The organism is Leifsonia sp. GW821-FHT13C09, from assembly GCF_058806435.1.
Genome location: NZ_JBXAPS010000001.1, coordinates 950,632 through 975,586, shown reverse-complemented (window position 1 = coordinate 975,586; position 24,955 = coordinate 950,632). Strand labels below are relative to the sequence as shown.

Genomic DNA, 24,955 nt, shown 5'->3' with positions numbered 1-24,955 from the left:
CCGGCGCGGCGGGTAGCCTGTGCGCCATGCCGATCGTCACCGAGTTCCCTCCCGGCACCCCCGTCTGGGCCGACCTTCAGACCTCCGACCCGGCTGCGGCCTCCTCGTTCTACCGGTCGCTGTTCGGCTGGGAGGTGCCGGAGGCCGACCCGGCGACCGGCGGCTACGCGATCGCCTCGCTGGGCGGCACTCCCGCGGCCGCGATCGGGCCGTTCCCGCCCGGGATGGAGCGCCCGGTCTGGACCGTGTACTTCGCGGTCGCAGACATCGACGCGTCCGCCGCGGCGGCGACGGAGACCGGGGGAGCGGTCCTCCTCCCGCCGGGCGAGGTCATGCCCGGCATCCGGCTCGCCGTCGTCGCCGACCCCGCCGGCGCGGTGCTCGGCCTCTGGCAGCAGGAGAAGGGCTCCCCGTGGCTGCGTGACGAACCGGGCGCGGTCGACTGGCTGGAGCTCGCCGCAGCCGACTACGAGAGCACGTTCCCCTTCTACGAGGCGGTGCTCGGCGTCGCGGCGAGCGAGATGCGGGTGAACGGCGAGCCGTACGGCCTGCTCGACGTCGGCCCGGTGAACGTCGCGGGCGCGACTACGGCGGCTCCCGGAGTGCCGGCGCACTGGCTGGTGTACTTCCGTGTCGCCGACCTCGACGCCGCCGTCCTGCGGTCGACGGAGCTCGGCGGCAGCATCCTCGAGGCCCCGGTCGCCGCCGAGGGCGTCGGCCGCTGGGCGATCGTCGCGGACGCCCTGGGCGCGGGTTTCGGGCTGCTCGAACCGGAGGCGCGGTGAGGCTCTTCGGCGTCTCTCGCGCGGACGGTGGGCCCATCCCGGTCTGCTAAACTCTTCAGGTTGCCGTCTGAACGGCCGCGGAGAAAGAGAGCCCAGGCATTCGGCCCCGGGCACCGCGCAACGAGAGAAAGGGGATCCCCTCTATGGCACTGGATGCAGAGACCAAGAAGGCGATCATCGAAGAGTACGCGACCCACCCCGGTGACACCGGATCCCCCGAGGTTCAGGTCGCCATCCTGACCAAGCGGATCAAGGACCTCACCGAGCACCTCAAGGAGCACAAGCACGACCACCACTCGCGTCGTGGCCTGCTCCTCCTGGTCGGTCAGCGTCGCCGCCTGCTCGGCTACCTGTCGGACATCGACATCAACCGCTACCGCGCCCTCATCGAGCGCCTCGGTCTGCGTCGATAACCTCAGGTCGCACGCAGGTCGTTCTTCGATCGACACCGCGAGCTTCTTGCGAACGGGCCGTCACCTCCGGGTGGCGGCCCGTTCCGCGTTCCCGGGGGGGAACATTCGTCACGAATGTCGAGATTCCCGCCGCCAATCCCCACATTCGGCACGAATCGCGTCCCGCGATTGCTGGGGCGTTAGTCGCGGTTGGCGCGGCGTGCGGTGAGGACGCGGTCGATGAGGGTGGCGGCGACGAGCGCGGCCGAGGCCAGGGCGATCACGATCACCACCCCCGCGAGCCCGATCACCGGCGATGCCAGCGGCGCGAGCAGCACCAGCAGGATTGCGATCCCGGTCTTCAGCGGCCGGATCACCACCTCCGGCACCAGCGGCGCGTGCAGCACGTAGAGCAGCAGCAGGAACACCGCCACCGGGATTGCGATCGCATACTCCACCGCCGTGTCCGACACCGCCGCGTGCGCCGCTCCGCGCTGCACGGCGACCTCCAGCCCGGCCCCGAGCGCCGCCAGCGACGCGAACACGAAGTAGTGCCCATACCCCCAGTAGAACGACCTCCCGCGGTTGGACTGGAGGCCTTCGGCCGCCGGCTCCAGGAAGTACAGCCACCACAGCGCGAACAGCAGCACCAGCCCCGCCGCCGCGATGACGACCAGCGCGGGGGAGACGCCGTGCGCCGCCAGGCCGCTCTGCACCCCGATCGCGGAGGCCGACACGGACTCCCCGAGGACGATGATCGTGAACAGCCCGTAGCGCTCCGCGATGTGGTGCGGATGCCAGGAGGTCATCCTCGGCCGCTCCGCCCACACCGGCACCAACAGCTCCAGCAGCCCCGCGAACAGGAACGTCCACAGCTTCAGCTCGACGGGCAGGAACCCCCACGCCACCCAGAGCACCTGCACCGCCGCGATCCCGATCGCGTACCGTAGCGCCGTCGTGCGGCCGTCCGGATGCTCGACCGCCGCGCGCACCCACTGACCCACCATCGCCAGCCGCATGATGACGTAGCCGATGATGATGGCGGTGAATTCCTGACGCTCGAACGCGGCCGGCACTCCCGCCGCCAGCACCAGCACGCCGCCCATCTGGACCATCGTCATCAGCCGGTAGGGCACGTCGTCGGTGTCGTACGCCGAGGCGAACCAGGTGAAGTTCATCCAGGCCCACCAGATCGCGAAGAACACCATCAGGTACGGGCCGAGGCTGCTCAGCGCGTGGCCCTGCTCGCTCGCGTGGGCGAGCTGAGCCGACACCTGCGCGACGGCGACGACGAACGTCAGGTCGAAGAGCAGCTCGAGCGGGCTGGAGACGCGATGCTCCTCGTCGGTCGAGCGCCCGGACATCGGGATGCGGAAGGCGATGCTCATGTGCGCAAGCATAGGAGGGTGCTCCGCCGCGTCCTTCCCGCCGTCACCGCCGCCTACCTGCTGCTGGTGGCCTGGATCACGCTGAACCCGGCCCCCGCCGACCCGCACCGCAATCCGCTCCTGGAGGGGCTCCTGGCGGCGTGCGCGCAGACCCCGCTGCTCGCCTGGATCGACTACGACGTTGTTGAGTTCACGGCCAACATCCTGCTGTTCGTGCCGATGGGTCTCCTGTTCGCGGTGCTGCTGGGCCGCTGGCGGTGGTGGCTGGCGTTTGCGATCGGCGCGGCGGCGACGCTGACGATCGAGTTCGTGCAGCACTTCCTGCCGGCGCGGGTGAGCGATCCGCGGGACCTGCTGGCGAACACGCTCGGGACGCTGGTGGAGATCGGGGTGGTCGCGGTGTTCGCGGGAGGGCGCCGGTCGCGCCCCGATGCGACGCCCTCCCGCAGTCTGTGACGGGCCGTCAGCCCAGCCCGAACGAGGCCAGCTCGGCGTCGTGGAGCAGCCGCGACCGGATCAGGAAGCGCTTTCCTTCCGGCGCCTCCACCGAGAACCCGCTTCCCCGACCATCGACCAGGTCGATCGTCAGGTGCGTGTACTTCCAGTACTCGAACTGGGCGGCCGACATGAAGACGCGCACCGGGTCGATCCCGTCGACCTCCAGCGCGCCGAGCAGCACATCCGACGCGCCGACCCGGAACATGCCGACCGGGTAGCACATCGGCGAGGACCCGTCGCAGCAGCCGCCGGACTGGTGGAACATGAGCGGGCCGTGGGCCGCCGCCAGCCGCCGCAGCATCGCCGCAGCGGCCGGCGTGACGTCCACGCGGGACTGAATGGTGTCCATCCGCTTAGAAGAACCCCATCGGGCCCTCGGCGTACGACACCAGGAGGTTCTTGGTCTGCTGGTAGTGGTCGAGCATCATCTTGTGGTTCTCCCGCCCGATGCCGGACTGCTTGTAGCCGCCGAAGGCCGCGTGCGCCGGGTACTGGTGGTAGGTGTTCGACCAGACCCGGCCGGCCTCGATCGCCCGTCCCGCCCGGTACAGCTGCGCGCCGTCGCGGCTCCAGACGCCCGCGCCGAGCCCGTAGAGCGTGTCGTTGGCCGTCGCGATGGCGTCGTCGAAGTCCGCGAAGCTGGTCAGCGCGAGCACCGGGCCGAAGATCTCCTCCTGGAAGATCCGCATCGAGTTGACGCCCTCGAACACCGTGGGCTGCACGTAGAAGCCGCCCGCCAGATCCCCGCCGAGGTCGGCGCGCTCGCCGCCGGTGAGCAGCTTCGCGCCCTCCTGCTTGCCGATGTCCATGTAGGAGAGGATCTTCTCCAGCTGGTCGTTGGAGGCTTGGGCGCCGATCATCGTCGAGACGTCCAGCGGGTTGCCCTGCTTGATGCGCTGCACGCGCTCCAGGCCGTCGGCGACGAAGCCGTCGTAGATCGACTTCTGCACCAGCGCGCGCGACGGGCAGGTGCACACCTCGCCCTGGTTGAGCGCGAAGAACGAGAAGCCCTCCAGCGCCTTCTCGTAGAAGGAGTCCTTCTGGGCCGCGACGTCCTCGAAGAAGATGTTGGGGCTCTTGCCGCCGAGCTCCAGGGTCACCGGGATGAGGTTCTCGCTGGCGTACTGCATGATGAGCCGGCCGGTGGTGGTCTCACCGGTGAACGCGACCTTGCGGATGCGCGGGTGCGACGCCAGCGGTGCGCCGGCCTCGAACCCGAAGCCGTTGACGATGTTGAGCACTCCGTCGGGCAGCAGGTCGCGGATCAGGTCGAGCCAGACGTGGATGGAGGCCGGCGTCTGCTCAGCCGGCTTCAGCACGACGCAGTCGCCCGCGGCGAGAGCGGGCGCCAGCTTCCAGGTCGCCATCAGAATGGGGAAGTTCCACGGGATGATCTGTCCGACGACCCCGAGCGGCTCGTGGAAGTGGTAGGCGATGGTGTCGTGGTCGAGCTCGCTGATGCCACCCTCCTGTGCGCGGATGGCTCCGGCGAAGTAGCGGAAGTGGTCGATCGCGAGGGGGATGTCGGCGGCCAGCGTCTCGCGCACCGGCTTGCCGTTCTCCCAGGTCTCGGCGACGGCGAGCAGCTCGAGGTTGGCCTCCATGCGGTCGGCGATGCGGGTGAGCAGCAGCGCGCGCTCGGCGGCGGAGGTTCTGCTCCACTCCGGGAACGCAGCCCAGGCGGCGTCGACGGCCCGGTCGACGTCGGCGGCGGTGCCGCGGGCGATCTCCGTGAACGGCCTCCCGGTCACCGGCGTGATGTCTTCGAAGTACTGGCCGCTCGCCGGCGCGACGTACCGGCCGCCGATGAAGTGGTCGTAGCGGGTGGCGTAGCTCACGACGGAGCCCGCCGCGCCGGGCTGGGCATAGACGCTCGGCTTCTCGGTGGTGACCGCCGCCGCGGCGTCTTCGGTCTGTTCCGGGCTCAGAGTCATTCGAGTCTCCCTTGACTGTCGCGTGCGCCCATCGCACGCCTCTGATCCGGGAGGTTACGCAGCGGGAGGTTGCATCCTGTTGCGACGTCAGGACTCGAGCGCGAGCAGCCGCGCCACGACCTGCGCCCGGCGCGGGGAGTGCGGCGGCAGCGCCTGCAGTGCCGCGCGCCAGATGTCCTCGTCGGCGGCGCCGCGCTCGGTCTCGCCCCAGGCGATCAGGAGGTCGGCGGAGCCGGACTCCAGCAGCGCCTCGCGCAGCCGGGCGATGACGTCCTCGCGCAGTTCCTCGACGCCGGGCGCGTCCGAGCCGGGCAGCGGGCCGCCGCCGTACGACGCGATCGCGGCCCGGTGCGCGCCCCTGCGCTGGAGGTCGAGCACCGCGCCGAGGTCGGTCTCCAGCGGCGCCGCGAGCCGGTACGGGCGGGCGAGCGGGCCGAGCTCCGGCGCGATGGCGGCGATCGCCTTGCGCAGCCGCACGATCTCGGCGCGAAGCGTGACCGTGGAGGCCGGGTCGCCGTAGAGCAGCTCGGCCAGCCGCTCCGCCGACAGCCCCTCGCGATGCCAGGAGAGCAGTGTGAGGAGTTCGCTGTGCCGTGCGCTCAGCGTGCCGGAGCGGCCGTCGGCGCCGGCCAGCTCCCCGGTGTCGCGGCCGAGGACGCGCAGGGCGGCGATCGCCGGCCGCGGACGGTCGCGCCGCGCAGCGCCGGGTGTCCGTGCGTCCCGCAGCCGCGCGATGAGCAGCTCCCGCTCCACCGCGGCCGCGGTCGCCTCCAGGAGGGGGAGCACGTGCGGCTCCGCCACCTGGTCGCCGCCCGTCACATCGATGACGCCGATGATGTCGCCGGTCTCGGGGTCGCGCACCGGCACGGCCGTGCAGCTCCACGGCTTGACGTCCTGGGCGAAGTGCTCGGCGCCGCGGATCTGCACGCCGCCGCCGATGGCGAGCGCCGTGCCGGGAGCGGAGGTGCCCACGTCTCCCTCGGCCCAGGCGGCCCCCGGGACGAACAGCATCGACTCGGCCCGCCTCCGCAGCACGGGGTCGCCCTCCACCCAGAGCAGCCGGCCGCGGGCGTCGCCGACGGCCACCACGACACGGCTGTCCGGCTCGGCGTCGCGGACGAGCAGCTGCCGGATCACCGGCAGGGCGGCGGCGATGGGATGCGAGCGCCGGGCGTCCTCCAGTCCGGGACCGTCGAGGACGACCGGTGCGGCGACGGCGGGATTGAGGTGCGCCCGCTCGGCGCGCCGCCAGGAGGCGTCGACGACGGGGCGCAGGCCGCGGTGCGGGCTGCCCGCAGGGGCGTCGACGGCGTCGTCCATGCGCAGCATCGTACGCGGTGCGCGGGCCGCCTGAGTACGGTGGATCGCGTGCGCACCATCGTGAAGGAACGCCCCGACGCGCCCGCCCTGTTCTTCGAGGCGGAGGCCGCGGGCCTGCGCTGGCTGGGCGACGCCGAGCGCGACGGCGGCGCCCGCGTCGTGCGTGTCGCGGACGTCGGCCCCGGCCGGATCGAGTTGGAGGAGGTGCCGGAAACCCGGCCGACTGCCGCCGCTGCCCGGGCCTTCGGCGCCGCCCTCGCCGCCACGCACGCCGCCGGAGCCGCCGCCTTCGGTGCGCCGCCCGACGGCTGGGACGGGCCGCTCTTCATCGGCCGCCGCCCGCTCCCGGCCGCCCACGAGCCCGGCTGGGGCCGGTTCTACGCGCGCGACCGCGTCCGCCCGTACCTCGATCCGGCCATCGCAGCCGGCAATCTGACCGCGCAGCAGCGGGAGATCGTGGAGGCCGCCCTGGCCCGGGTGGAGGCCGGCGAGTTCGACGACGACGAGCCTCCCGCCCGCCTGCACGGCGACCTCTGGACCGGCAACGTGCTCTGGTCCGCGGACGGCGCGGTCCTCATCGACCCGGCGGCGCACGGCGGTCACCGGGAGACCGACCTCGCCATGCTCGCGCTGTTCGGCGCGCCCCACCTCGACGAGATCCTCGCCGGGTACGACGCCGCCCGCCCGCTGCGCGCCGGCTGGCGGGAGCGCGTCCCGCTGCACCAGCTGCACCCGCTGGCGGTGCACGCCGCAGGGCACGGCCCGTCGTACGGCGCGGCGCTGGCGGAGGCCGCGCGCGCGACGCTCGCCCTCTGATACCGGGAATTCCGGGCTTCCGGGCACCACGACTGATAGGATTCTGCTGGTCGGCCGAACGCCGGCCGCCGGAGCAGGCTGGCAGGAGCTGGTCCTCGGTGGTGGTATCCGGATGCGCTGTGCGAGAGGCACAACCGCAACCGTGTATTTCTACTGATGGCCAGACGGGCTCAGCCCACGCACCCGCATGGGATGCCGCGTACACGAAAGCCGTGTCGAACTGCCTGCTCGCTCCTGAGCCCACCCTGCGCACTCCGCGCAGACGGGCATTGTGGAGTCGCGCCCAGACGGGGCTGCGACGTTAAACAAAGGAGAAAGACCTCTTGGAAGGTCCCGAAATCAAGTTCGCCGAAGCAGTCCTCGACAATGGACGCTTCGGCACCCGCACCGTCCGGTTCGAGACCGGACGCCTCGCCCAGCAGGCGCAGGGCGCCGTCGCCGCCTACCTCGACGAGGAGACCATGCTGCTGAGCGCGACGAGCGCCAGCAAGCACCCGAAGGACAACTTCGACTTCTTCCCGCTGACCGTCGACGTCGAGGAGCGCTCGTACGCCGCCGGCAAGATCCCCGGCTCGTTCTTCCGCCGTGAGGGCCGTCCTTCCACCGAGGCGATCCTGGTCTGCCGCCTGATCGACCGCCCGCTGCGCCCGTCGTTCGTCGACGGCCTCCGCAACGAGGTGCAGATCGTCATCACCGTCCTGAGCATCGCCCCGGACGAGTTCTACGACGCGCTCGCCATCAACGCGGCCAGCGCCTCCACCCAGATCTCCGGCCTGCCGTTCTCCGGCCCGATCGCCGGTGTGCGGCTCGCGCTCATCCCCGGCAACGGCCAGCACGAGGACCAGTGGATCGCCTTCCCGAAGGCCTCGCAGCTCGAGGAGGCCGTCTTCGACCTCGTCGTCGCCGGCCGCGTCCTCACCAACGAGGACGGCTCCGAGGGCGACGTCGCGATCATGATGGTCGAGGCGGAGGCCACCGAGGGCAGCTGGAACCTCATCCAGGGCGGCGCCGTCAAGCCGAACGAGGAGGTCGTCGCCCAGGGTCTGGAGGCCGCCAAGCCGTTCATCCGCCAGCTGGTCGGCGCGCAGAACGTGCTCGCCGAGCAGTCCGCGAAGGCGATCGCCGACTACCCCGTGTTCCTGCCCTACTCGCAGGAGACCTACGACAACGTCGCCGGGCTCGCCTACGACGAGCTGGTGAACGTCTACCAGATCGCCGACAAGGTCGAGCGCCAGAACGCCGACGACGCCCTCAAGGAGCGCGTCAAGGTCGCCCTCACCGAGAAGGTGGAAGCCGGCGCGCTCGACGCGGAGGTGCTCACGCAGTTCTCCGCGGCGTACAAGTCGGTGTCCAAGGTGGTCATGCGCGGCCGCGTGCTGCGCGAGGGCATCCGCATCGACGGCCGTGGCCTGACCGACATCCGTCCGCTCGACGCCGAGGTGCAGGTCATCCCGCGCGTCCACGGCTCGGCCATCTTCCAGCGCGGCGAGACCCAGATCCTGGGCGTCACCACGCTGAACATGCTCAAGATGGAGCAGCAGATCGACTCGCTGTCGCCTGTCACCAAGAAGCGCTACCTGCACCACTACAACTTCCCGCCGTACTCGACCGGTGAGACCGGCCGCGTCGGGTCGCCGAAGCGTCGCGAGATCGGGCACGGCTTCCTGGCCGAGCGCGCGCTCGTGCCGGTGCTGCCGACCCGCGAGGAGTTCCCGTACGCGATCCGTCAGGTGTCCGAGGCGCTCAGCTCCAACGGCTCCACCTCGATGGGCTCCGTCTGCGCCTCCACCCTGTCGCTGCTGAACGCCGGTGTGCCGCTGCGCGCCCCGGTCGCCGGCATCGCCATGGGCCTGATCTCCGACGTCGTCGACGGTGAGACCCGCTACGCGGCGCTCACCGACATCCTGGGCGCGGAGGACGCGCTCGGCGACATGGACTTCAAGGTCGCAGGCACCAGCGAGTTCGTCACCGCGATCCAGCTCGACACCAAGCTCGACGGCATCCCGTCGTCGGTGCTGGCGGGCGCGCTCAAGCAGGCCAAGGATGCTCGTACGACCATCCTCAGCGTGCTGAACGCCGCGATCGACACCCCGGACGAGATGGCCCCGACCGCGCCGCGCGTGATCTCGGTCCAGATCCCGGTCGACAAGATCGGCGAGCTGATCGGCCCGAAGGGCAAGACGATCAACGCGATCCAGGACGAGACCGGCGCCGAGATCTCCATCGAGGAGGACGGCACCGTCTACATCGGCGCCACCGACGGCCCGTCGGCCGAGGCGGCCCGCGCCCAGGTCAACGCGATCGCGAACCCGACGAACCCGGAGGTCGGCGAGCAGTTCCTCGGAACCGTCGTCAAGATCGCCGCGTTCGGCGCGTTCGTCTCGCTGCTCCCGGGCAAGGACGGCCTGCTGCACATCTCCGAGGTGCGCAAGCTCGCCGGCGGCAAGCGCGTCGAGAACGTCGAGGACGTCCTCGGCGTCGGCCAGAAGATCCTGGTGGAGATCACCAAGATCGACGACCGCGGCAAGCTGTCGCTCGCCCCGGTGCTCGCCGACGAGGCGGACAGCCACGGCCGCGACGCCGCCTCCGAGGGCCCCGCGGAGCCCGCAGAGGGCGCCGTGGAGACCGTCGAGAGCTGAGCTCCCGTTCCACAGCGAAGGCCGCGCCGACACACGTCGGCGCGGCCTTCGCCGTCTCCGCGCTGACCAACTGGCGAGTACGCGATAAATCAGCCGGAAACCGTCGAGTACGCAGACTATTCGCGTACTCGGCGGTTGTTACGCGTCGCGGGTGAGGAGGGGGCGGAGGCGGTACGGGATGAGCTCGCCCATGTCGAGGGAGGTCTCTGCGCGCTCGACGCCGTCGGTGGACTGGATCGCGCCCGTGATCCGGAACAGGTCCTCCGCGTCGGTGCACACCACCCGCAGCAGCAGGTCGGACGGCCCCGACAGCCCGTGCGCCTGCACGATCTCCGGGATGCCGGCCAGGTGCTCCACGATGTCGGCCAGTTTCTGCTGCTGCACGTGCACCGTCACGAAGGCCGCCAGGGGGTAGCCGGCGGCGCTCGCGGAGATGCGCCGCTCGAACGACAGGAAGGCGCCGTTCCGCTCCAGTTCGGCCACCCGCGCCTGCACCGTGTTGCGGCTGAGGCCGAGGCGGTCGGCGAGGGAGACATTGGTCGATCGCGGGTCGTCGGCGAGGGCGACGAGGATGCGTCTGTCGGTGCTGTCGAACGTGCGCATAGTGTGAAAGCTAGCACCTCGGCCAGACCCGCGACAGTGCACTCTGCACGGTCGACACGCCGTCAGTTGTGCGCGCTGATCGTGGAGCGTAGCCTTTCGGGTAATTCCGGCAAGGAGGCCGGAAGCCGGTCGTGCCTGCCACAAGCGGGCGGCCGGACGCGAGAGTGAAGGTTGCGTGAACCGTGACGATCGACAATCAACCCGACACCCGACTGGACGACGTCCACCTTCCGGCCGGCGCCGACACCGTCCGGCTGCTGACTCCCGAGGGCGAGCGCGTCAGCGACGTGCGCTTCGACGCCTGGGTCGCCGACATCGGCCCGGAGCAGCTCCTCGCGCTCTACGAGGACATGGTCGTCATCCGCCGCATCGACTCCGAGGCGACCGCCCTGCAGCGCCAGGGCGAGCTCGGCCTCTGGCCGCCGCTGCTCGGCCAGGAAGCCTCCCAGATCGGCTCCGGCCGCGCGCTGCGCCGCGACGACTTCGTCTTCTCCAGCTACCGCGAGCACGGCGTGGCCTACTGCCGGGGCGCCGGCCTCGTCGACCTGCTGCGCGTCTGGCGCGGCACCACCCAGAGCGGCTGGAACCCGTACGACATCAACATGGCGACCCCGCAGGTCATCATCGGCGCGCAGACCCTGCACGCCACCGGCTACGCGATCGGCATCCAGGCCGACGGCACCGACGCGGCCTCCATCGCCTACTTCGGCGACGGCGCGACCTCCGAGGGCGACGTCAACGAGGCGCTCATCTTCGCCGCGACCTACGCCGCGCCCGTGATCTTCTTCTGCCAGAACAACCAGTACGCGATCTCCGAGCCGGTCGGCCTGCAGGCGCAGCGACCGATCGCCGAGCGCGCCCCCGGCTTCGGCGTGCCGAGCGTCCGGGTGGACGGCAACGACGTGCTCGCGGTCATGGCCGTGACCCGCTCCGCCCTCGACCGCGCCCGAAGCGGCGGCGGCCCGACCTTCATCGAGGCCGTCACCTACCGGATGGGGCCGCACACCACCGCCGACGACCCGAGCCGCTACCGCGACCCCGCCGAGCTGGACGAGTGGCGCGCCAAAGACCCGATCGCCCGGGTGGAGGCGCACCTGGCCGCCGAGGGCCTGCTGACACCCGAGCGACTGACCGCCATCCAGGAGCACGCCGACCGCGTCGCGGCCGAAATGCGCCAGGGCGTCGTCGCCCTCCAGGACCCGGAACCGCTGTCGGTCTTCGACAACGTGTACGCCGAACCGCACACCGGCCTCGCCCGGGAGCGGGACCACTACTCGCGCTACCTGCGCACGTTCGTCGGCGGTGACCGATGACCGCGCTCACGATGGCGAAGGCCATCAACGCCGGCCTCCGCCGCTCGCTCGCCGACGACGACCGCGTCGTGCTCATGGGCGAGGACATCGGCACGCTCGGCGGCGTGTTCCGCGTGACGGACGGCCTCCAGACGGAGTTCGGCCCGCGCCGGGTCATGGACTCGCCGCTGGCCGAGTCCGGCATCCTGGGCACCGCCGTCGGGATGGCGTACCGCGGGCTGCGCCCGGTGGTGGAGATCCAGTTCGACGGCTTCATCTACCCGGCGTTCGACCAGATCGTCAGCCAGGTGGCGCGCATGCACTACCGCACCGCGGGCGCCGTGCGCATGCCGATCACGATCCGGGTGCCGTTCGCGGGCGGGATCGGCGCCGCGGAGCACCACTCCGACTCGCCGGAGGCCTACTTCGCGCACGCCGCCGGCCTTCGCGTCGTGAGCCCGTCCACTCCTCAGGACGCCTACACGCTCATCCGGCAGGCGATCGCCTCCGACGACCCTGTGCTGTTCTTCGAGCCCAAGCGGCGGTACCACGCCAAGGGCGACGTGGACGAGGAGGCCCCGCTGGAGGACGCCCGCCCGATGGGCACCGCCCGCGTGGTCGCCTCGGGCAGCGACGTCACGCTGGTGACCTACGGCGGCCTGGTCCAGATGGCGGCGGACGCGGCGCTCGCGGCCGACGACGAGGGGATCTCGGTCGAGGTCATCGACCTCCGCTCGCTGTCGCCGCTCGACCTCGACACGGTCGCGGCGTCGGTGCGGAAGACCGGGCGGCTGGTGGTCACGCACGAGGCCGCGCTGTCGGGCGGCCTCGGGGCGGAGATCTCCGCGTCCATCACCGAGCGCTGCTTCTACAACCTGGAGCACGCGCCGGTGCGGATCACCGGCCACGACATCCCGTATCCGCCCGCCCGGCTGGAAGCCCACCACCTGCCCGACCTCGACCGGATCCTCGACGGCATCGACCGCGTCATGGACCGGCCGAACTCGCTGAGCGGGGTGGAGGACTGATGGCGGTCAAGGACTTCGCGCTCCCGGACCTCGGCGAGGGGCTGACCGAGTCGGAGCTGGTGAGCTGGCACGTCGCGGTGGGCGACACGGTGCGGCTGAACCAGATCATCGCCGAGGTGGAGACCGCCAAGGCGCTGGTCGAGCTGCCCGCGCCGTACGAGGGGACGGTGTCGCGGCTGTACGTCGAGCCCGGCGTGACCGTGGCGGTGGGGGAGCCGCTGGTGGCGTTCGAGGTGGCGGGGCCGGCCGGGGCCGAGCCGGAGCCTCCCGTCGCGGCGCCCGCGGAGGAGGACGGCGGCTCTTCGGAGACCCGGGAACCGGTCCTCGTGGGCTACGGCGCACGGCCGGATGCGAAGGGACGGCCCGCGCGCCGGGCGCGTCCGGGACTCGCCGGGCAGGCCGCTTCGGCACAGCCGGTCGCCACCGCTCCGGCGGCGTCCGCGCCACAGGTCGCGACGGAGTCCGCCGCCGGCGGCCGGCCTGCCCCCTCCGTCCCGGAGCGGCCCCGCGCGGCCCCTCCCGTCCGCAAGCTGGCGCGCGAGCGCGGTATCGACCTCGCCGCCGTCACGGGGACCGGGGAGCGCGGGCTCGTGACCCGCGCCGACCTCGACGCCTTCGAGACCTCGGCCGCCGCACCGTCGGCGGCTCCGGCCGAAGCGGCGCCCGGCGAGCTGCGCATCCCGATCAAGGGCGTCCGCAAGGCCACCGCCGACGCGATGGTGCGCAGCGCGTTCGGCGCTCCGCAGGCGACAGTGTTCCTCACGGTCGATGTCACGCCCACGACCGAGCTGATCGAGCGCCTCCGCGCCCGGCCCGACCTCGCCGACGCGCGTCCCGGCCTCCTCGCCGTGGTCGCGAAGGCGCTGTGCCTGGCGGCGCGGCGCACGCCCGAGGTCAACTCGAAGTGGGACGAGGCCGCGCAGGAGATCGTGCAGACCCGTGCGATCAACCTCGGTATTGCCGCGGCAACCCCGCGCGGGCTGCTGGTGCCGGTGATCCGCGACGCCGACGGGCACTCGCTCGCCGAGCTGTCCGGCGCGATCCGCGACCTCGCCGTCACCGCGCGCTCGGGCAAGACACCGCCGGCCGCGCTGACCGGGGGAACGATCACGATCACCAACGTGGGCGTGTTCGGCGTGGACGCGGGAACGCCGATCCTGACACCGGGGGAGGCCGCGATCCTGGCCGTCGGAGCCGTGCGGCGTCAGCCGTGGGAGCACCGCGGCGAGATCGCCCTGCGCGACGTGCTCACGCTGGCGCTGACCTTCGACCACCGGATCGTGGACGGCGAGCAGGGCTCGCGCTTCCTCGCCGACATCGGCCGCATCCTCGCCGACCCGGCCTCCGTCCTCACCCTCGTGTAGCCACTATCCGTTCCGGACTTGTGTACGTGCACGCACGGCGTGTCGCGTGCACAAGCCCGGAACGGATGGAGGGGTCAGGCGTGGAGGGCGGCGTTGAGCTCGACGCCGGTGCCGGAGCGGCGGAGGACCTCGACGGCGCCGGTGAGGGAGTTGCGGCGGAAGAGCAGGCCGGGGACTCCAGAGAGCTCCACGGCCTTGACGGTCTGCGGCCGGCCGTCGGCGGTGACGGGGCCGTCGACGACGACCACCTTGGTGCCGGCGGTGACGTAGAGCCCGGCCTCGACCACGGTGTCGTCGCCGATCGAGATGCCGATGCCGGAGTTCGCGCCGAGCAGCGCACGCTCGCCGATCGCGACGCGCTGGGTGCCGCCGCCGGAGAGCGTGCCCATGATGGAGGCGCCGCCACCGATGTCCGAGCCGTCGCCGACCACGACGCCCTGCGAGATGCGGCCCTCCACCATCGAGGAGCCGAGCGTGCCCGCGTTGTAGTTGATGAAGCCCTCGTGCATGACCGTGGTGCCCGGCGCGAGGTGCGCGCCGAGGCGCACCCGCGACGCGTCCGCGATCCGGACGCGGTCCGGCGTCACGTAGTCGAGCAGCCGCGGGAATTTGTCGATGCCCGTCACGTGGATGCCGGCGCGCTGCAGCGTCGGCCGCAGGCGGTCCAGGTCCGCGGGGAGGACCGGCCCGGCGTTCGTCCAGGCGACGATCGGCAGGTGCGCGAAGATCCCGTCGAGGTTCACCGTGTTGGGGCGGGCGAGCAGGTGCGAGAGCAGGTGCAGCCGCAGGTACGCGTCCGGCGTGGAGGCGGGGGCGGTGTCGAAGTCGATCTCGACCGTCACGATGTCGATGCGGACGTTGCGGCGCGGGTCCTCGCCGGCGAGCTCCTCGAACTCGGCGGGGGCGATCCAGCGCTCGCGGCCGGCCGGGAGGCGGCCGAGTCGCGGCTCGGGGAACCAGGTGTCCAGCACGGTGCCGTCGCCGGCGATCGTGGCCAGCCCGTACCCCCAGGCGGAGCGGGCGTTCGCGGACGCGGCGGACTCGTCAGGAAAGTCGGAAGGCATGCCCCTAGATTAGTAGCGTGCCTCTCGACCTCAGCGCCACGTCCATCGACCTCACCCGGCAGATCTGCGACATCGAGTCGGTGTCCGGCAACGAGAAGACGCTCGCGGACGCGATCGTCGAGACCCTCTCGCCGCTCCCGCACCTGGAGATCGTCCGCGACGGCGACACCGTCGTCGCGCGCACGAACCTGGGCCGCGACCGCCGCGCGCTGATCGCCGGCCACATCGACACCGTGCCGCTGAACGGCAACCTCCCGACCCGCTTCGAGGAGGACGGCGGCGTCCGCTACCTCTGGGGCCGCGGCACCGTCGACATGAAGGCCGGCGTCGCCGTGCAGCTCAAGCTCGCCGCCGAGCTCACCGACCCCGCGATCGACGTGACCTGGATGTGGTACGACCACGAGGAGGTCAACGCCGAGCTGAACGGCCTCGGCCGGCTCGCCCGCAATCGTCCCGACCTCTTCGTCGGCGACTTCGCCATCCTCGGCGAGCCGAGCAACGGCGTCGTGGAGGGTGGCTGCAATGGCAACCTCCGCGTCGAGGTGCGGGCCTACGGGCTGCGCGCCCACTCCGCGCGGGGCTGGGTCGGCGAGAACGCCATCCACAAGATCGCGCCGGTGCTCGACCTGCTGGCCGGCTACACCGCCCGTGAGGTGGAGGTCGACGGCCTGGTGTACCGCGAGGGCCTGAACGCGGTCGGCGTCTCCGGCGGCGTGGCGGGCAACATCATCCCCGACGAGGCGATGGTGCACATCAACTACCGGTTCGCCCCCTCGCGCAGCTCGGAGGAGGCCATCGCGTATATGCACGAGCTCTTCGACGGCTACGAGATCACGGTGGTGGACCGCGCGGACGGCGCCCGCCCGGGCCTCGACGCTCCGCTCGCGCAGGAGTTCGTGGCCGCGGTCGGCGGCGTCGCCAAGCCCAAGTACGGCTGGACGGACGTCGCCCGGTTCAGCGCCCTCGGCATCCCCGCGGTCAACTACGGCCCGGGCGACCCCCTGAAGGCCCACGCCGACGACGAGCGCGTCGACGTGGAGCAGATCGTCGCGGTGGAGGCCGGTCTCCGTGCCTGGCTCAACGGTTCCGGCGCCCGCTGAGGCCGACGAGGCCGCGCTGGCCCCGCGCGGCCCGTGGTGGTCGCGCTGGTGGGTGCGGGTCCTCGGCGTCTTCCTCGCCAGCCGGGTCGTCACCACCGTCATCCTGCTGATCTTCGCGGCGAATCAGGGCAAGAACCCCTGGACCGGGCCGCATCCGGACTACTTCTCGTACGCGACGATCTGGGACGGGCTCTGGTACAACATCGTCGCGGTCAGCGGCTACCCCGCCGCGCTGCCGTCGACCGACGGCCTCCACGTGACCGAGAACGCCTGGGCGTTCCTGCCCGGCTACCCCGGGGTCGTCGACGCGGTCATGTTCGTCACCCGGCTGTCGTGGTCGCCGGCCGCGGTGCTCGTGTCGGTGCTGTGCTCCGCCGGGGCCGCGCTGGTGTTCTACCGGCTGATGCTGCGCGTCGGACTCGGCACGTCCACGAGCATGTTCGCGGTCGTGCTGTTCTGCGTCGCGCCGGTGTCGCCCCTGTTCCAGCTCGCCTACGCGGAGTCGCTCTACCTGCTGCTGCTCGCCACGGCGCTGCTGCTCCTGGTCGAGCGGAGGTACGGCTGGCTGTTCCCCGTGGTGCTCGCGATGGCGTTCACGCGCCCGAGCGGGCTGGCCTTCGCGCTGGCGGTCGGCCTCCACGTCGTGTACCGCTGGGTGCGCAGGCGCGACGACCCGTTCCCGGTGCGGGAGCGGGTGCTGAGCGCGTCGCTCGCCGTCTTCAGCGCCGTGGCCGGGATCGCCTGGCCGGCCATCGCCGCGTTCGCCACCGGCTCCTGGAGTGCGTATACGGACACCGAGCTCGCCTGGCGCTCTCCGTACATCGGCCATACCCATCTGACGCCGTTCACACCGTGGTTCCAGGCCGGGGACTGGTGGGCGAAGGTCATGCTCGGGCTTCCCGGGTGGATCGGCCTGGTCGCGGTCGTGGTGCTCGCAGCGGTGTACGCCGTGCTGCTGTTCTCGCCCGCTGTGCGACGCATCGGGGTGGATCTCCGCTTCTGGTGCGCGGCCTACGCGCTCTACCTGTTCGCGGTCTTCTTCCCGCAGTCGAGCACGTTCCGGCTCCTGATGCCGCTGTTCCCGCTGCTGGGCGTGATCGCGCTGCCGCGGAGCCGGGTGTACCGGGTGGGGATGGCCGTGCTGTTCGTGGCGCTCCAGGTCGGCTGGATCGCCCTCTGCTGGGGTGTGGACGGAGCCGACTGGTCGCCGCCGTGATCCGGCGCGCGACGGCCCGGCCCATCGGGCCCCGGGCCCGCGGCCCATTGGGCCCGGTGCCCGTGGCCCATGGGGTCTGGGGTAGACCGGCGATTTCCCCCGCCAGCCGCGGATGACGGATAATGGACATGACATCCACGAAAGGGGAGCTGCATGGCGGCCATGAAGCCGAGGACCGGGGACGGGCCGATGGAGGCTGTGAAGGAGGGACGGCTCATCATCGTGCGGGTACCGCTCGAAGGTGGGGGACGTCTGGTCGTCTCCGTCAACGATGCGGAGGCCAAGGAACTGCACGACGCTCTGGCGAGCGTCGTGAGCGCGTCCTGACGTACCCGACTGAACGAGATACCCGAGAAGGGGCCCCGAGCGATCGGGGCCCCTTCCTCGTGTCCGGGGTTCTTACGGCGTCAGCTTGGTGATCTGCAGCAGCCCGTCGCCCGCCGGCGAGAGCGCGCTGATCACAGCACCGGAGGCCGCCGTCTCGGTGATCAGCGTCCGGTAGCCGGTCGACAGCGGGTCGCGCGCCGCGGGGTCGGCGACCCGGCCGCGCCAGAGCGCGCGGGCGACCAGCACGGTTCCGCCCGGCCGGACCAGTCTGAGCCCGTGCTCGACGTACTCGATGACCGACTGCGGGTCTGCGTCGACGAAGACGATGTCGTAGGAGTTCTCGTTCATCCGGGGGAGGACGTCCAGGGCATGGCCGGTGATCAGCCGGACGCGGTTGGCCGCGACGCCGGCCTCGGTGAAGAAGGTGCGGGCGTGCTGCTGATGGTCCACCTCGATGTCGATGCTGGTGAGCTGCGCCTCCGCGCCGCCGTGCAGCAGCCAGAGCCCCGAGACGCCGACGCCCGTGCCGATCTCGACGATGTTCTCCGCCTTGGTCGCGGCGACCACGACGGCGGCCTGCGCGCCCGTGCTCGGCGCGATCGGGTCGACGCCCAGCTCCAGGGACTGCTGCCGGGCTCGGGCGATCACCTCGCTCTCGACGATGACGTCGTCGGCGAATCTCCAGTTCGAGTCCTTGTCAGACACGTGTCTCCCGTCAGTGGCCTCGGTCCAGAATAGGCCCAGCCGATCCAGCATTCGTGCAGCCGCGCGCGATACTCTTCATGTGTGTTCGGCCTGACCTTCGAGAAGCTCCTCATCGTGGCTGTGATCGCCGCGTTCCTGATCGGGCCGGAACGGCTTCCGCTCTACGCGGGCAAGCTCCGGCAGTTCGTGCGCACGGTGCGCGACTTCGCCGACGGCGCCAAAGACCGCATGAAGGAGGAGATGGGGCCGGAGTTCGACGACGTCGACTGGAAGAAGCTCGACCCGCGTCAGTATGACCCCCGCCGCATCATCCGCGAGGCCCTGCTGGACGACACGCCGACGCCGTCCGCGATCAAGCCGGTGACCCCGTCGGCGTTCACGCAGCGAGCGGACCTCCCGCCGGGGACGGTGCCGCCGTTCGACCCCGAGTCCACCTGAGAGCTCGGTCCACCTGAGCGCACGGTCCACCTGAGAGCTCGTACAGGCTCCCGCGCGCCTCGCTGACGCGCCACGCGCCGATACGACCCTGTATCCCATACGATGCGGGAATGATCGCAACGCAGCAGTGGCTGACCCGGGCGACGGTCGCCCGCTACGCCGTCGGCTCGCTCGGCACCGGGGGCTTCGCGACGCTGCCCGGGCTGGTCCTGGTCTACTACCTCACCGACAGCCTGGGCGTGGCGGCCATCGCCGCCGGGCTCGTCGTCACTGTCGCCAAGGTGTGGGACGTGATCATCGACCCGGTGATCGGCGCCCGCAGCGACCGGATGCTGGCGGCGCGCGGCTCCCGGCGGCCGATGATGCTCCTGGGCGCGATCGCCTTGCCGGTGTTCTTCCTGCTGACCTTCGCCGTACCGGCCGGCACCGCCGCCGTCCCCGCGGCCGTGTGGGTGTTCGTGGCGTTCCTGCTCACGGCCACCGCCTTCAGCCTGTTCCAGGTGCCGTACATCGCCCTCCCGGCCGAGCTCGCGTCCGGCTACGACGAGCGCACCCGGCTGCTGACCTGGCGTGTCGTGGTGCTGACCTTCGCGATCCTCCTGTTCGGCGCCGGCGGCCCAGCGCTCCGCTCGCTCGGCGGCGGGAACGACTTCGCCGGCTACTTCCTGATGGCGCTCGTGGCGGGCGTCGTGATCGGAGGCGGCATGCTGGTCTCCGCGTCCGTCGCACCCCGGCAGCTCCCCGCGGAGGTCCTGCCGGCGCGGGAGGGTGTGCTCACGACGCTCCGGACCAACTACGCGGCCGGGATCGGCGCCCTGCGGGACAGCCAGCCGTTCCGCGTTCTGCTGCTCACCTTCCTGTTGCAGGGTCTGGCGACCGGGATGATGCTCGCCGGCGCGAGCTACGTGGCGACCTGGGTGCTGCACTCGGAGGACGCCGTGACATTCCTGTTCATCGCGCTGATCGGTCCCGCGCTGGTCGTGACGCCGGTCTGGGGCGTCGTCGCGCGGCGGATCGGCAAGGAGCGCGGATTCCTCGCGGCGAGCGTCCTGTTCGGCGCGGCGGCGCTGTCGATGGTGCTCCTGATCTGGTTCCCCGGCGACTGGGTCTACCTGCCCGTCGCCGTCGCGGGCGCGGCCTACGCGGGCATGCAGTCGCTGCCGATGGCGATGCTGCCCGACGTCATCTCGCACGACGCCCGCCGCAACGGCCCCGGCCGGGCGGGGACGTTCGGCGGGATGTGGACGGCGGGGGAGACCACCGGCATGGCGCTCGGCGCGACCGTGCTCACCGTCGTGCTCGCGCTGACCGGGTACATCGCCCGCTCGGCGTCGGACGCGGCCGCGGCGGCCGGGGGAGCGACCCAGCCCGCGGAGGCGGTGGCAGGGATCGTGCTGAGCTTCAGCCTCATCCCCGCGGCGATCATCGCCGCGAGCCTGGCGCCGCTGGCGCGCTACCGGCTCCGGAAGGGGGACGTCGATGATCTCGTTTGACCGGAACGCGATCCTCGGCCGGCTCGCCGGCCTGCGGGCCGCGGACGCGCCGACGCACGGCGGGCACGTGCTCAGCTACGTGTACGACTCCGGGATCGCGGAACTCGATGAGCTGGCCGCCGCAGCGGTGCGGCTGGTGCAGCCGGTGAACGGGCTGGACCCGACCGCGTTCACGTCGGTGGCGGTGATGGAGCGCGAGGTGCTCGGCTTCGCGCGCGAGCTGCTGCATGGCGGCGACGAAGTGGTGGGCTCGGTGACCTCCGGCGGCACCGAATCGTGCCTGCTGGCTATGAAGACCGCGCGCGAGTCGTGGCGGGCGCGCGGCTGCTCGGGTGTGCCGCGCATCGTCGCGCCGGTGACCGTGCACGCCGCGTTCCACAAGGCGGCGGACTACTTCGGGCTCGAGCTGGACCTCGTGGCGGTCGATCCGGACAGTGGACGCCTGGACGCGGGCCGGCTGATCGAACGACTGGGACCGGATGTCGCACTGGCCGTCGTCTCCGCGCCGTCCTACCCGTACGGGTCGCTCGACCCGGTCGAGGAAGTCGCGGCGGCGTGCGACGAGGCCGGGGTCGACCTCCACGTGGACGCCTGCATCGGCGGCTGGATCCTGCCGTTCTGGCGGGAGCCGGACGGGTCGGCGCTGCCGGCGTGGGACTTCCGCGTCGCCGGCGTCACGAGCCTCTCCGCGGACCTCCACAAGTTCGGCTACGCGCCGAAGGGCGCGAGCGTGCTGCTGCAGCGCGGGCGCGACCGGCAGCGGCTGCAGTACTTCGCGACGACCGGATGGCCGGGCTACCCGGTGGTGAACCCGACGCTGCTGGGGTCCAAGTCGGCCGGGGCGCTGGCTGCGTCGTGGGCGATCATCCAGGCGCTCGGGGCGCGCGGCTTAGCGTCGCTGGCGGAGGCGTGCTTGCGGGCGACCCGGACGCTCGCGGACATCGTGGACGACATCGAGGGGCTGCGGGTGGTGGGAGCGCCGACGGGTCCGCTGCTCGCCGTCGCGGCCGACGACGCCGTGGCGGAGGAGCACAGGGTCGACCCGCACCGCTGGGCCGACCGGGCGCGTAAGCGCGGCTGGCACCTCCAGCTCCAGCCGGGGCTGACGCAGCCGGACGGGACGCGCCTGCCGAGCACGACGCACCTGACGATCACCCCGGTCACCCGGGACCGCCTGGACGAGCTGGAGGCCGCGCTGCGGGCCTCGGCGGACGATGTGCGGGGCGTGCCCCCGGTGGACGCCGCCGACCTGCTCCCGGCGCTGCCGCCGCTCGGCGACCGGCCGCTCGACTCGGACGCCGCCGCCGGCCTGCTGCGCGCCGTGGGGATCACCGGCGACGCCCCCGCCCTCCCGGACGAGCAGGCGCCCCTGCTGGCCCTGATCGAGGCGCTGCCGCGTCCCGTCACCGAGCGCCTCCTCACCGAACTCCTCGCCCGCCTCGTAGAGCCCGCCTGACAAACCGCCGAGTACGCGATTAATCAGCCGAAAACCGCCGAGTACGCAGATTATCGACGTACTCGGGGGTTGGGGCGGCTAGCGGGTCGAGAGCGGGAGTTTGCGGCGGGGGAGGTCGCGCGGGCGGGTCGCGAGGCCGGCGGCGACGGCGCGGATGGCGGCGGCGGCCGGGTCCTGCGGGTCGGTGACCACGATCGGCGCGCCGGTGTCGCCTCCGGTGCGCAGCGCCACGCTGAGTGGGACGCTGGCGAGCAGCGGCACGGGTTCGTCCTGTCCCGCCGAGAGCCGCCGCGCGACCTCCGCGCCGCCGCCGGAGCCGAACAGCTCCAGCACCGTGCCGTCCGGCTGCGCGAGCCCGGCCATGTTCTCGATGACCCCGACGATCCGCTGACCGGTCTGCCGTGCCACGACGCCGCTGCGCTCGGCGACGTCGGCCGCCGCCGGCTGCGGCGTGGTGATCACCAGCACCTCCGCCTGCGGCAGCAGCTGGCCGACCGAGATCGCCACATCGCCGGTGCCGGGCGGGAGATCGAGGAGCAGCACGTCCAGGTCGCCGAAGAACACGTCGCCCAGGAACTGCTGGATGGTGCGGTGCAGCATCGGCCCGCGCCAGGCGACCGCCGCCGACGAGGAGTCCACGAACATCCCGATCGAGATGACCTTCACGCCGTACGCGACCGGCGGCAGGATCATGTCGTCCACGCGCGTCGGCCGCACTGCGACGCCGTCCGCGTCGGTCAGGCCCAGCAGGCCGGGGATGGAGAAGCCGTGCACGTCCGCGTCCACCAGCCCGACCCGGAGCCCGCGCTCGGCGAGCGCCACGGCGAGGTTGGCGGTGACGGTCGACTTGCCCACGCCGCCCTTGCCGCTGGTCACGGCGTAGACGCGGGTGAGCGAGTCGGGGGCGAACTGCTGCGCCCGCGCCACGCGGCCGCCGCGCAGCTTCTCCGTGAGCGCCGCGCGCTCGGCGGGCGTCATCACCGACACGTCGACGGTCACGCCGCTGACGCCGGGCACGGCGGCGGCGGCGGCCCGCACGTCCCGTTCGATCTTGTCGGCGGCCGGACATCCCACGATGGTCAGCTTGACGCGCACGGTCGCGTGCCCGGCGGGGTCGACCTCCACTCCGCCGATCATGTCCAGCTCGGTGACGGGCTTGCGGATCTCGGGGTCGAGCACGCCGGAGAGGGCGCGCCCGACCAGCTCGGCCACGCTGCGAGCCGGGGGGACGGGCTCAGGCACGCGCACGTCCGTTCTCGGCCGCATCGCCCTTCTCCAGGTCCTCCAGCAGCGCGCGCAGCTCGGCGCGGATGAAGTCCTTCGTCGCCATATCCCGTACCGCGAGGCGCAGGGCGACGACCTCGCGCGCCAGGTACTCGGTGTCGGCGAGGTTGCGCTCGGCGCGCTGCCGGTCCTGCTCGATCTGCACCCGGTCGCGGTCGTCCTGCCGGTTCTGGGCGAGCAGGATGAGCGGGGCGGCGTACGACGCCTGCAGGGACAGCACCAGGGTCAGCGCGATGAATCCGAGCGCGGCCGAGTCGAACCGCCAGGCGTTCGGCAGCAGCGTGTTCCACAGCATCCAGGCGGCCACGAAGACGGTCAGCCCGAGAATGAACCACGGCGTGCCCATCGCCCGCGCGATCCACTCCGTGAAGCGGCCGAACCGGTCGTTCTGCTCGAACGGGTTGCGCCGGGGAATCACCGACGTGCGGAGGCCCTTCGGGGCGTCCAGGCTCGCGTCCTGCCTAACTCGTGCCATGTCCGCCCCTCCTTCCGTTCACGATGCGGATACTGCCGGTCTCGTCGGACGGGGCCTTCACAGGCTCGTCCTCGTCCTGACTTCGCCAGTCGTCGGGGAGCAGGTAGTCGAGGATGTCGTCGATGGTCACCACCCCGACGAGCCGGTGCTTCTCGTCGACGACCGGGACCGAGACGAGGTTGTAGCTGGCGAGGATGCGCGACACCTCGGCGGCGGAGGTGTCGGCCGTGACCGGCTCCAGGCTCGGGTCGAGCAGGGTGCCGAGCCGCACGTGCGGCGGGTAGCGCAGCATCCGCTGGAAGTGCACGATGCCGAGGAAGCGCCCGGTCGGCGCCTCGTACGGCGGCAGCGTCACGCAGACCGCCGCGCCGAGCGCCGGGGCGAGCTCGTGCCGACGGATGAGGGCGAGGCCCTCGGCGACCGTGGCGTCGGCCGAGACGATGATCGGCTCTGTCGTCATCAGGCCGCCCGCGGTGTCCGGCGCGTAGCTCAGCAGCATGCGCACGTCGTCGGCCTCCTCGGGCTCCATGAGCTCCAGGAGGTGCTCGCCGCGCTCGTCGGAGAGCTGGGCGATGAGGTCGGCGGCGTCGTCGGGCTGCATCTGGTCGAGCACGTCGGCGGCGCGATCGTCGTCGAGCTGCGCGAGGATCTGGACCTGCTCGCTCTCCGGCATCTCCTCCAGCACGTCGGCGAGCCGGTCGTCGGGAAGCTCCTCCGCCACCTCGAGCATGCGCTGCTGCGGGAGGTCGAGGAGCGTGTTCGCGAGGTCCGCGGGCTTCAGCTCCGAGTACGCCGCGATGAGCTGCTCGGCGGACTGCGCCTCGCCACGGGCCTGCTTCTCGCGCACCTCGTTCCAGGCGACGAAGGTGGTCTGGCCCTTGCCGAAGGGCGACGCGCCCGACTTCGGGCGGCGCACGAAGAGCTGGCTGACCGCCCAGTCGCCGGTCGGGGACTCCTGGATGGCGACGTCCTCGATGGTCGCCTCGCCGGTGCCGTCGGTGAAGACGACTTTGCGGCCGAGGAGTTCGGCGATGACCCGGACCTCCCCGCCGCGCTGCTCGAACCGGCGCACGTTGATGAGTCCATTGGTGATGATCTGGCCGCTGGAGATGCTGGTCACCCGGCCGATCGACAGGAACACCCTCCGCTTGCCGGGGATCTCGACGATGAGGCCGACGACACTGGGCGGATCGTCTTTGCGGTACACCACCAGGACGTCACGGACCTTGCCGACCCGATCGCCGACCGGGTCGAACACGCTGGTGCCGGCCAATCGGGCGACGAAGATTCGGGTGCTCACGTCTAATAACTTAAGCCCTAGCAGCCGGGGGACGGTGA

24 protein-coding genes are annotated in these 24,955 nt (G+C 71.8%); 14 read left to right on the top strand and 10 right to left on the bottom strand.

Features of this window, described 5'->3' with window-relative positions:
* The first annotated feature begins 26 nt into the window (after positions 1-26).
* Complete coding sequence (locus AC1ROW_RS04695; RefSeq protein ID WP_493017679.1) at positions 27-785, top strand: VOC family protein; 759 nt, start codon at positions 27-29, stop codon at positions 783-785.
* Positions 786-928: 143 nt separating this feature from the next.
* Positions 929-1,198 (top strand): 30S ribosomal protein S15, encoded by a 270-nt coding sequence (gene rpsO, locus AC1ROW_RS04690; RefSeq protein WP_185277889.1) that lies wholly within the window; start codon positions 929-931, stop codon positions 1,196-1,198.
* A gap of 179 nt (positions 1,199-1,377) precedes the next feature.
* On the opposite strand, the gene AC1ROW_RS04685 is transcribed toward rpsO, so the two are convergent.
* Positions 1,378-2,565 carry a low temperature requirement protein A gene (locus AC1ROW_RS04685; RefSeq protein ID WP_493017678.1) on the bottom strand — a complete coding sequence of 396 codons (1,188 nt, stop codon included), beginning with the start codon at positions 2,563-2,565 and terminating at the stop codon, positions 1,378-1,380.
* Between the two features lie 18 nt (positions 2,566-2,583).
* On the opposite strand from AC1ROW_RS04685, the gene AC1ROW_RS04680 reads away from it, so the two are divergent.
* A complete protein-coding gene (locus AC1ROW_RS04680; RefSeq protein WP_493017677.1) occupies positions 2,584-3,021 on the top strand; it encodes a VanZ family protein in 438 nt (145 codons plus the stop codon).
* A gap of 7 nt (positions 3,022-3,028) precedes the next feature.
* Here AC1ROW_RS04680 and AC1ROW_RS04675 read toward each other — a convergent pair whose 3' ends face one another.
* The 3 genes from AC1ROW_RS04675 to AC1ROW_RS04665 form a co-directional block, all read right to left on the bottom strand.
* Positions 3,029-3,412 (bottom strand): DUF779 domain-containing protein, encoded by a 384-nt coding sequence (locus AC1ROW_RS04675; RefSeq protein ID WP_493017676.1) that lies wholly within the window; start codon positions 3,410-3,412, stop codon positions 3,029-3,031.
* Between the two features lie 4 nt (positions 3,413-3,416).
* Positions 3,417-4,997, bottom strand: coding sequence for an acetaldehyde dehydrogenase ExaC (gene exaC / locus AC1ROW_RS04670; protein ID WP_493017675.1), 1,581 nt, complete (start codon positions 4,995-4,997; stop codon positions 3,417-3,419).
* An 87-nt stretch (positions 4,998-5,084) separates the two neighbouring features.
* Positions 5,085-6,317: a GAF domain-containing protein gene (locus AC1ROW_RS04665; RefSeq protein WP_493017674.1), complete on the bottom strand. Its 1,233-nt coding sequence runs from the start codon at positions 6,315-6,317 to the stop codon at positions 5,085-5,087.
* Between the two features lie 57 nt (positions 6,318-6,374).
* On the opposite strand from AC1ROW_RS04665, the gene AC1ROW_RS04660 reads away from it, so the two are divergent.
* Positions 6,375-7,133 carry a fructosamine kinase family protein gene (locus AC1ROW_RS04660; protein WP_493018359.1) on the top strand — a complete coding sequence of 253 codons (759 nt, stop codon included), beginning with the start codon at positions 6,375-6,377 and terminating at the stop codon, positions 7,131-7,133.
* A gap of 323 nt (positions 7,134-7,456) precedes the next feature.
* Positions 7,457-9,772, top strand: a complete 2,316-nt coding sequence (locus tag AC1ROW_RS04655) for a polyribonucleotide nucleotidyltransferase (protein WP_493017673.1) — start codon at positions 7,457-7,459, stop codon at positions 9,770-9,772.
* 138 nt (positions 9,773-9,910) lie between these two features.
* On the opposite strand, the gene AC1ROW_RS04650 is transcribed toward AC1ROW_RS04655, so the two are convergent.
* A complete protein-coding gene (locus AC1ROW_RS04650; protein WP_493017672.1) occupies positions 9,911-10,375 on the bottom strand; it encodes an Lrp/AsnC family transcriptional regulator in 465 nt (154 codons plus the stop codon).
* Between the two features lie 188 nt (positions 10,376-10,563).
* On the opposite strand from AC1ROW_RS04650, the gene pdhA reads away from it, so the two are divergent.
* From pdhA to AC1ROW_RS04635, 3 genes are read left to right on the top strand one after another with little or no spacing between them, the layout of a single operon-like run.
* Positions 10,564-11,688, top strand: a complete 1,125-nt coding sequence (pdhA, locus tag AC1ROW_RS04645) for a pyruvate dehydrogenase (acetyl-transferring) E1 component subunit alpha (RefSeq protein ID WP_493018358.1) — start codon at positions 10,564-10,566, stop codon at positions 11,686-11,688.
* On the top strand, positions 11,685-12,695 hold the full coding sequence (locus tag AC1ROW_RS04640) for an alpha-ketoacid dehydrogenase subunit beta (RefSeq protein ID WP_493017671.1): 1,011 nt from the start codon (positions 11,685-11,687) through the stop codon (positions 12,693-12,695). Before pdhA ends, AC1ROW_RS04640 begins: the two co-directional genes overlap by 4 nt.
* A complete protein-coding gene (locus AC1ROW_RS04635; RefSeq protein WP_493017670.1) occupies positions 12,695-14,059 on the top strand; it encodes a dihydrolipoamide acetyltransferase family protein in 1,365 nt (454 codons plus the stop codon). Before AC1ROW_RS04640 ends, AC1ROW_RS04635 begins: the two co-directional genes overlap by 1 nt.
* A gap of 74 nt (positions 14,060-14,133) precedes the next feature.
* Here AC1ROW_RS04635 and dapD read toward each other — a convergent pair whose 3' ends face one another.
* Positions 14,134-15,123 (bottom strand): 2,3,4,5-tetrahydropyridine-2,6-dicarboxylate N-succinyltransferase, encoded by a 990-nt coding sequence (gene dapD / locus AC1ROW_RS04630; protein WP_493017669.1) that lies wholly within the window; start codon positions 15,121-15,123, stop codon positions 14,134-14,136.
* A gap of 17 nt (positions 15,124-15,140) precedes the next feature.
* Between dapD and dapE the strand changes: the two genes are divergently transcribed.
* From dapE to AC1ROW_RS04615, 3 genes are all read left to right on the top strand, one after another.
* Positions 15,141-16,223, top strand: coding sequence for a succinyl-diaminopimelate desuccinylase (gene dapE / locus AC1ROW_RS04625; protein ID WP_493017668.1), 1,083 nt, complete (start codon positions 15,141-15,143; stop codon positions 16,221-16,223).
* Positions 16,192-17,439, top strand: coding sequence for a hypothetical protein (locus tag AC1ROW_RS04620; RefSeq protein ID WP_493017667.1), 1,248 nt, complete (start codon positions 16,192-16,194; stop codon positions 17,437-17,439). The genes dapE and AC1ROW_RS04620 overlap by 32 nt, the downstream gene beginning before the upstream one ends.
* A 153-nt stretch (positions 17,440-17,592) precedes the next feature.
* A complete protein-coding gene (locus AC1ROW_RS04615) occupies positions 17,593-17,766 on the top strand; it encodes a DUF3117 domain-containing protein (protein ID WP_021764147.1) in 174 nt (57 codons plus the stop codon).
* Positions 17,767-17,838: 72 nt separating this feature from the next.
* Here AC1ROW_RS04615 and AC1ROW_RS04610 read toward each other — a convergent pair whose 3' ends face one another.
* A complete protein-coding gene (locus AC1ROW_RS04610; RefSeq protein WP_493017666.1) occupies positions 17,839-18,471 on the bottom strand; it encodes an O-methyltransferase in 633 nt (210 codons plus the stop codon).
* Positions 18,472-18,552: 81 nt separating this feature from the next.
* Here AC1ROW_RS04610 and AC1ROW_RS04605 point away from each other — a divergent pair, with 81 nt between their 5' ends.
* The 3 genes from AC1ROW_RS04605 to AC1ROW_RS04595 all read left to right on the top strand — a co-directional run bounded on the left by AC1ROW_RS04605 (position 18,553) and on the right by AC1ROW_RS04595 (position 21,858).
* Positions 18,553-18,909 (top strand): twin-arginine translocase TatA/TatE family subunit, encoded by a 357-nt coding sequence (locus AC1ROW_RS04605; protein ID WP_493017665.1) that lies wholly within the window; start codon positions 18,553-18,555, stop codon positions 18,907-18,909.
* A gap of 110 nt (positions 18,910-19,019) precedes the next feature.
* Entirely contained in the window at positions 19,020-20,402 is a 1,383-nt protein-coding gene (locus AC1ROW_RS04600) for an MFS transporter (protein WP_493017664.1), read from the top strand.
* Positions 20,389-21,858: a pyridoxal phosphate-dependent decarboxylase family protein gene (locus AC1ROW_RS04595; protein ID WP_493017663.1), complete on the top strand. Its 1,470-nt coding sequence runs from the start codon at positions 20,389-20,391 to the stop codon at positions 21,856-21,858. The genes AC1ROW_RS04600 and AC1ROW_RS04595 overlap by 14 nt, the downstream gene beginning before the upstream one ends.
* A 78-nt stretch (positions 21,859-21,936) precedes the next feature.
* Here AC1ROW_RS04595 and AC1ROW_RS04590 read toward each other — a convergent pair whose 3' ends face one another.
* Genes AC1ROW_RS04590 through AC1ROW_RS04580 form a run of 3 tightly spaced genes read right to left on the bottom strand, consistent with a single transcriptional unit; the run spans position 21,937 to position 24,917 of the window.
* Positions 21,937-23,100, bottom strand: coding sequence for an Mrp/NBP35 family ATP-binding protein (locus AC1ROW_RS04590; protein WP_493017662.1), 1,164 nt, complete (start codon positions 23,098-23,100; stop codon positions 21,937-21,939).
* Positions 23,093-23,617, bottom strand: a complete 525-nt coding sequence (locus AC1ROW_RS04585) for a DUF1003 domain-containing protein (protein WP_493017661.1) — start codon at positions 23,615-23,617, stop codon at positions 23,093-23,095. The genes AC1ROW_RS04590 and AC1ROW_RS04585 overlap by 8 nt, the downstream gene beginning before the upstream one ends.
* Positions 23,604-24,917 (bottom strand): magnesium transporter MgtE N-terminal domain-containing protein, encoded by a 1,314-nt coding sequence (locus AC1ROW_RS04580; protein ID WP_493017660.1) that lies wholly within the window; start codon positions 24,915-24,917, stop codon positions 23,604-23,606. Before AC1ROW_RS04580 ends, AC1ROW_RS04585 begins: the two co-directional genes overlap by 14 nt.
* Positions 24,918-24,955: the final 38 nt, after the last annotated feature.